Source organism: Providencia sp. JGM181, from assembly GCF_018257375.1.
GTDB lineage: Bacteria > Pseudomonadota > Gammaproteobacteria > Enterobacterales > Enterobacteriaceae > Providencia > Providencia lanzhouensis.
On sequence record NZ_JAERJY010000003.1, the window covers coordinates 76,202 to 83,568 of the forward strand.

At 44.5% G+C, this 7,367-nt stretch carries 8 protein-coding genes; all 8 read left to right on the plus strand.

Features of this window, described 5'->3' with window-relative positions:
- The first annotated feature begins 211 nt into the window (after nucleotides 1–211).
- On the plus strand, nucleotides 212–676 hold the full coding sequence (gene aroQ / locus JK188_RS01260; RefSeq protein WP_036956081.1) for a type II 3-dehydroquinate dehydratase: 465 nt from the start codon (nucleotides 212–214) through the stop codon (nucleotides 674–676).
- An 18-nt stretch (nucleotides 677–694) separates the two neighbouring features.
- On the plus strand, nucleotides 695–1,165 hold the full coding sequence (gene accB, locus JK188_RS01265; RefSeq protein WP_006659070.1) for an acetyl-CoA carboxylase biotin carboxyl carrier protein: 471 nt from the start codon (nucleotides 695–697) through the stop codon (nucleotides 1,163–1,165).
- A gap of 12 nt (nucleotides 1,166–1,177) precedes the next feature.
- The gene (gene accC / locus JK188_RS01270) at nucleotides 1,178–2,524 is read left to right on the plus strand and encodes an acetyl-CoA carboxylase biotin carboxylase subunit (RefSeq protein ID WP_036956076.1); all 1,347 of its coding nucleotides are present in this window, start codon (nucleotides 1,178–1,180) and stop codon (nucleotides 2,522–2,524) included.
- 176 nt (nucleotides 2,525–2,700) lie between these two features.
- Nucleotides 2,701–2,943, plus strand: a complete 243-nt coding sequence (locus JK188_RS01275) for a DUF997 family protein (RefSeq protein WP_108478429.1) — start codon at nucleotides 2,701–2,703, stop codon at nucleotides 2,941–2,943.
- Nucleotides 2,933–4,393, plus strand: a complete 1,461-nt coding sequence (panF, locus tag JK188_RS01280) for a sodium/pantothenate symporter (RefSeq protein ID WP_211887348.1) — start codon at nucleotides 2,933–2,935, stop codon at nucleotides 4,391–4,393. The genes JK188_RS01275 and panF overlap by 11 nt, the downstream gene beginning before the upstream one ends.
- Before the next feature lie 204 nt (nucleotides 4,394–4,597).
- Nucleotides 4,598–5,482, plus strand: a complete 885-nt coding sequence (gene prmA, locus JK188_RS01285; RefSeq protein ID WP_211887537.1) for a 50S ribosomal protein L11 methyltransferase — start codon at nucleotides 4,598–4,600, stop codon at nucleotides 5,480–5,482.
- Nucleotides 5,483–5,811: 329 nt separating this feature from the next.
- Nucleotides 5,812–6,789 carry a tRNA dihydrouridine synthase DusB gene (dusB, locus tag JK188_RS01290; RefSeq protein ID WP_036956067.1) on the plus strand — a complete coding sequence of 326 codons (978 nt, stop codon included), beginning with the start codon at nucleotides 5,812–5,814 and terminating at the stop codon, nucleotides 6,787–6,789.
- Nucleotides 6,790–6,803: 14 nt separating this feature from the next.
- Nucleotides 6,804–7,100 (plus strand): DNA-binding transcriptional regulator Fis, encoded by a 297-nt coding sequence (fis, locus tag JK188_RS01295; protein ID WP_004258438.1) that lies wholly within the window; start codon nucleotides 6,804–6,806, stop codon nucleotides 7,098–7,100.
- Nucleotides 7,101–7,367: the final 267 nt, after the last annotated feature.

Consider the following 7,367-nt stretch of genomic DNA (forward strand, 5'->3'; position numbering starts at 1 on the left):
CGCCACAATGTGGATTACGGCACAATTTATAAAATAAATTCGGGTAATTTCTCTGATAAGACCAGTATTTTGCTGCTATATGCAACGAAATAATTATAATGCTCTTCCTTGTCAGTGGAAAATCTATTTATTTTTATGATAAAAGATGACAAAACGTCGACATCGCGTTATGTTGTCGGATTATTGACATATCGTCGGAGTTAGCAACACAATGACAGAAGATACTCATATTTTGCTCCTTAACGGCCCGAACTTAAATATGCTGGGTTCCAGAGAACCTGAGAAATATGGGGCTCGACCGCTTTCTGAAATTGTATCGAACCTGATGCAAGAAGCAGAAAAACTAGGCGTAAAACTGAGCCATTTTCAGTCAAATGCAGAGCATGAACTTATCGATAGAATTCATGCAGCACAAGGTAATGTTGATTATATCCTAATCAACCCGGCCGCATTCACGCATACAAGTGTTGCTCTGCGTGATGCGCTATTAGCAGTTTGTATCCCATTTATCGAGATCCATCTGTCTAATATTTATGCTAGAGAACCCTTTCGTCATCACTCATATTTCTCCGATATGTCCAATGGGGTTATTTGTGGTCTTGGCGCAGATGGTTACAGTTTTGCATTACAAGCCGCGGTTAATCGTGTGCGACTAATTAATTCAATTCAAATATAAGAGTACGGAATCATATCCATGGATATTCGTAAAATTAAAAAGCTGATCGAACTTGTTGAAGAATCTGGCATTTCTGAACTGGAAATTTCTGAAGGTGAAGAGTCAGTACGTATCAGTCGTGTATCACCAGCATCTCAAATGATGGCTGCACCTCAACAGTTCTACTCAGCACCAGTTGCTCAACAACCTGCATTAGCTAACGCGGTTGCTCCAGCACAAGAAGCAGCGGCTCCAGCAGCACCTGCGGCAGTTTCTGGTCACCAAGTTCGCTCACCAATGGTTGGTACTTTCTACCGCTCACCAAGCCCAGAAGCAAAACCATTCGTTGAAGTTGGTCAAACTGTCAAAGTTGGCGATCCTCTTTGCATCGTTGAAGCGATGAAAATGATGAACCAAATCGAAGCAGATAAAGCTGGTGTTGTTAAAGCTATTTTGTTGCAAAACGGTGATGCAATAGAATTTGACGAGCCATTAGTTGTCATCGAATAACGAGGCGTTTCCATGCTGGAAAAAATTGTTATCGCTAACCGTGGGGAAATTGCACTGCGTATTCTGCGTGCATGTAAAGAACTCGGCATCAAAACTGTTGCGGTTCACTCCACGGCAGATAGAGATTTAAAACACGTATTGCTGGCAGACGAAACTATTTGTATTGGTCCGGCTGCCTCAGCAAAAAGCTACTTGAATATCCCTGCAATCATTGCTGCGGCTGAAATTTCAGGCGCACAAGCGATTCACCCAGGATACGGTTTCCTGTCTGAAAACGCTGACTTTGCAGAGCAAGTAGAACAATCAGGTTTCATTTTTATCGGCCCAAAAGCTGAAACCATCCGCCTAATGGGCGACAAAGTTTCTGCGATTAGCGCGATGAAAAAAGCAGGCGTTCCATGTGTACCAGGTTCTGATGGTCCACTGGGTAACGACACTGAAAAGAACAAAGCAATTGCTAAACGCATCGGCTTCCCAGTTATCATCAAAGCATCTGGTGGTGGTGGTGGTCGTGGTATGCGTGTGGTTCGTAATGAGAAAGATCTCGAATCTTCCATTAACCTGACCCGTGCAGAAGCAAAAGCCGCATTCAACAACGACATGGTTTACATGGAAAAATTCCTTGAAAACCCACGTCACGTTGAAATCCAAGTGATGGCAGATGGTCAAGGTCATGCTGTTTATTTAGCTGAACGTGACTGTTCAATGCAGCGCCGCCACCAAAAAGTGGTTGAAGAAGCACCAGCTCCGGGGATCACCCCAGAAATTCGCCGTAATATCGGTGAACGCTGTGCAAAAGCCTGTATCGAAATCGGCTATCGTGGCGCAGGTACTTTTGAGTTCTTATTTGAAAACGGCGAATTCTATTTCATCGAAATGAACACCCGTATTCAGGTTGAGCACCCAGTGACCGAAATGATCACCGGCGTTGACTTAATCAAAGAACAGCTGCGTGTAGCATCCGGTTTACCATTATCTGTGACTCAGGATCAGATCAATGTTCACGGTCATGCGATTGAGTGTCGTATCAACGCAGAAGACCCGCACACATTCCTGCCTAGCCCAGGTAAAATCACTCGTTTCCACTCTCCGGGTGGCTTCGGTGTTCGTTGGGAATCTCATATTTACGCAGGCTACTCTGTTCCTCCGTTCTATGACTCAATGATCGGTAAATTAATCACTTACGGTGAAACTCGTGAAATCGCGATTGCTCGTATGAAAAACGCGCTGAACGAACTGATCATCGATGGGATTAAAACCAACATCGAATTACAACAGATGATCATGAATGATGAAAACTTTGCCAAAGGTGGAACCAACATCCACTATTTGGAGAAAAAACTCGGTATTCAAGAATAATTCCCTGAATAATCGACATTTTCGTCATTAAAAACAAATACCGGAAAATCAATTTCCGGTATTTTTTTGCCTATAAATGGCAGGATTATCGGTTTTATTACGCTATTTTTCACACTCCCTCTTCAGATTGTCGTACAATCCCCGATTATTTTTGTCAACATGAGGAGGAAAAGCGGATGGACAAACGTTTTCTTCAATCAAACAGGGAAGCTCGTTGGGCGCTATATCTGACTATTGCCTACATGATAGGTTGGGTACTTTGTGCTTATCTACCCAGTAACACACTTGGTGTTACCGGATTACCGTTATGGTTTGAATGGTCATGTCTGATTCTCCCTATCATCTTTATTTTGCTATGCATCATGATGGTTAAACTCGTATTCAAAGATATCTCGCTGGAGGAGAAAGATGCAGACTGAAGTTCTCCTGCCCTTAATCGGCTATCTGCTCCTCGTTTTTCTCCTTTCGCTCTACGCTTATAAAAAACGCACGAAAGGCGAATTTCTTAACGAGTATTTTCTAGGTAATCGCTCGATGGGCGGCTTTGTCTTAGCCATGACCATCACCGCAACCTATATCAGCGCTAGCTCCTTCATCGGTGGTCCCGGTGCCGCCTACAAATACGGGTTAGGCTGGGTACTCCTCGCCATGATCCAACTACCTGCAATCTGGCTCTCTTTGGGCGTACTTGGCAAAAAATTTGCCATCTTAGCGCGTCGCTATAACGCCGTAACCCTCAACGATATGCTCTACGCCCGCTACCAAAGTCGTTTTCTGGTTTGGTTTGCTAGCGTAAGTTTATTAGTCGCGTTCTTTGGGGCGATGACGGTGCAGTTTATCGGAGGTGCTCGATTACTCGAAACCGCTGCCGGCATTCCTTACACTTATGGACTCGTTATTTTTGGCGTCTCTATCGCGCTGTATACCGCGATTGGTGGTTTCCGAGCCAGTGTTCTTAACGATGCCTTACAAGGGCTGGTTATGTTACTGGGTACGGTTATTTTGCTGGTTGCCATTATCTACCATGCGGGGGGTTTACCTGCTGCCGTGGAAAAAATGCATGCTATTGACCCAAAACTGGTCTCTCCAGAAGGAGCCAACGATATCCTCAGCGGACCATTCATGGCCTCATTCTGGGTATTAGTCTGTTTTGGAGTTATCGGATTACCACATACCGCAGTACGCTGTATTTCCTACAAAGACAGCAAAGCGGTTCATAAAGGTATTATCATCGGTACGATTGTGATGGCAATCTTGATGTTTGGTATGCACTTTGCGGGCGCCTTGGGGCGTGCCATACTGCCAGATTTAACCATCCCAGACCAAGTGATCCCGACCTTGATGGTTCAGGTTCTTCCACCATTTGCCGCGGGGATTTTCCTGGCAGCACCAATGGCCGCAATTATGTCCACCATTAACGCCCAGTTACTGCAATCTTCGGCGACGATCGTGAAAGATATCTACCTTAATGCCGCACCTGAACAAATTAAAAATGAGAAAAAACTGGCGCGCATTTCCAGCTTCTCAACCTTAATCTTAGGGGCACTATTATTGATTGCTGCGTGGAACCCACCACAAATGATTATCTGGCTGAATTTATTAGCTTTTGGTGGATTAGAAGCGGTATTCCTGTGGCCACTGGTTCTTGGATTATATTGGGAAAAAGCCAACGGCACTGGCGCCCTGAGCGGCATGATCGTGGGCGGTGTTTGCTACGCCATTTTCGCCTCATTTAAGATTGAAATTATGGGCTTCCACGCCATTGTGCCATCACTGATTCTGAGCCTAATTGCCTTTTTAATCGGTAATCTTTTTGGCAAAAACCCAGTACAATCGGCACCAAATGAACAGGTAACCAGCACTCATTGATTTTGGCTTTACCTAATGTAAATGAACAAATGCAATGCTCTAAATAATTCGCGTCATAGCTAGGCGGCAAACGAGCTAATCCCTAGGAGCATACACAAGTATGTGACTAGGGTTAGCGAGCGCAGCCAACAACGCTATGGCGTGAAGAATGAAGAGCAACCCTATAGCGTGAAGAATGACGAGCATTTTAAAAGAGAAAAAACAATGCCTTGGATACAAATCAGACTAAACTCAAACGCCAAAGACGCAGAAGCCCTTGGCGATGAACTCATGGAAACGGGCTCCGTGTCCGTCACTTTCCAAGACAGCCACGACACCCCTGTTTTCGAGCCTCTTCCTGGAGAAACTCGTCTGTGGGGCGATACCGATGTTATCGGTCTGTATGATGCTGAAACCGATATGAAATGGGTGGTCGCTCAGTTAGAAAACAGCCCGTTACTCGGCGCTGGCTTCGTTCATAAAATCGAACAAATTGAAGATAAAGACTGGGAGCGCGAATGGATGGATAACTTCCACCCAATGCGTTTCGGCCAACGTTTATGGATCTGCCCTAGCTGGCGCGATGTGCCAGATCCAACCGCTGTTAACGTAATGTTAGATCCTGGCTTAGCATTCGGTACGGGAACCCACCCGACGACGTCATTATGCCTTGAATGGCTCGATGGATTGGATCTTGAAGGCAAAACCGTTATCGATTTTGGTTGCGGATCAGGGATCTTAGCTATTGCGGCATTAAAGCTCGGTGCAGCGCGTGCGATCGGGATCGATATCGATCCACAAGCGATTCTTGCGAGCCGCGATAATGCGGAGCGTAATGGCGTCTCAGAGCGTCTGTCGCTCTATTTACCCAAAGACCAACCTCAAGACCTTCAGGCTGACGTCGTAGTCGCTAACATCCTTGCAGGCCCTTTACGTGAGCTTGCACCGATGATCAGTGTGCTACCGCGCGCCGGTGGTCATTTAGGTCTGTCTGGCGTATTAGCCAGCCAAGCTGAAGGCGTTGCTGATGCTTATCGTGCTGACTTCAATATTGACCCTGTTGCAGAGAAAGATGAGTGGTGCCGTATCACTGGTGTCAAGCATTTTTAATGGCTTTGTGGTAAAAATCAAAGAATAATTTCTTTGAAATTAATTGCAGAATGGATTATCTTACAGCTCAAATATTGCTCAATAGCTGATGATAATCTGTTCTGCTCGAGAAGTGAGTCTTGGATATTCAACGTAATCGTTATTTTTAGCGCCTGTTGTTAAAAAACACCTAACAACTTGTTAAATAACACTAATTTTATTATTTTCTAAAAAGCAAGATAAAAAAGTTAGTGATAAATAACCGTTTGCTCAAAGTTTGTCCTTTCATATCTCGTAAAAAATGCGTAATATACGCGCCCTTGCAGTCACAGTATGGCCCCCATTTAGTTATGCGAATCGGACAATATCAGTTGAGAAACTGTCTTATTGCTGCCCCCATGGCAGGCATCACAGATAAACCGTTTAGGTCCCTGTGTTATGCGATGGGTGCTGGAATGACGGTATCGGAGATGCTTTCTTCTAACCCACAAGTTTGGAAGACAGATAAATCGAGACTCAGGATGGTTCACCGCGATGAACTCGGGGTACGTTCCGTTCAAATAGCTGGCAATGATCCCGATGAAATGGCTGCTGCAGCTCAAATTAACGTTGAGAGCGGCGCTCAAATCATTGATATCAATATGGGCTGCCCAGCTAAGAAAGTGAATCGTAAGCTAGCAGGCTCAGCCTTACTGCGTTATCCGGAGATTGTAAAATCAATCCTAGAGACCGTTGTAAACGCTGTGGATGTGCCAGTCACACTGAAAATCCGCACAGGCTGGTCACCTGAAGAGCGTAACTGCATAGAGATTGCCCAATTGGCCGAAGATTGTGGTATTCAAGCCCTGACCATTCATGGCAGAACCAGAGCCTGTCTGTTCAACGGCGAAGCTGAATATGACAACATTCGGGCAGTTAAGCAGACTGTTTCCATTCCGGTTATTGCCAATGGCGACATTACTGACCCGCTAAAAGCCAGGGCTGTTTTAGACTACACAGGGGCGGATGCCTTGATGGTAGGACGAGCAGCTCAGGGAAGACCTTGGATCTTTCGGGAAATCCAACATTATCTGGACACAGGTGAAATATTGCCACCGATGCCAATGGCTGACGTGAAAAGCATTATGTTAGGGCATGTACGGGAACTGCACGACTTTTATGGTCAAGGCAAGGGAGCCCGTATAGCGCGCAAACATGTTTCTTGGTACTTACAAGAACATGCACCTGATGACCAGTTTCGGCGCTCCTTCAACGCCATTGAGGATGCCAGCGAACAGCTGGAGGTGTTGGAAGCATTTTTTGAAAATTTTTGCGTAAATAAAAGATAAGAGCTGACAGAACTATGTTCGAACAACGCGTAAATTCTGACGTACTAACCGTTGCTACTGTAAATTCACAAGATCAAGTAACTCAAAAACCGTTACGTGACTCAGTTAAGCAAGCACTGAAGAACTATTTTGCTCAATTAAATAATCAAGATGTTAACGATTTATATGAGCTGGTATTGGCTGAGGTAGAACAGCCTTTGTTGGACATGGTTATGCAATATACCCGTGGAAACCAGACCCGTGCAGCCCTGATGATGGGTATCAACCGCGGAACTCTGCGTAAGAAACTGAAAAAATACGGCATGAACTAATCCTAGTCGGTTAATGCAGTGTTTTTAGAAGCCCTTTCTGATTTTAGAAAGGGCTTTTTTTGTCCCTTTCGATCTGAACACTACCCCCTTCCTTTTAATAATCACCCTTCTTTCTAATACGCAAATCATATATTTTATAAATAAATTCGTTTTGTTTTAATCCTAGCCTTTATTCATGAGCATTATCACAATTAATAAAATCCTCATTTTTATACCTTGCCATTTTCTATCTAGATTTATAAATTCAAAAATCTTCTTGTTCTCATC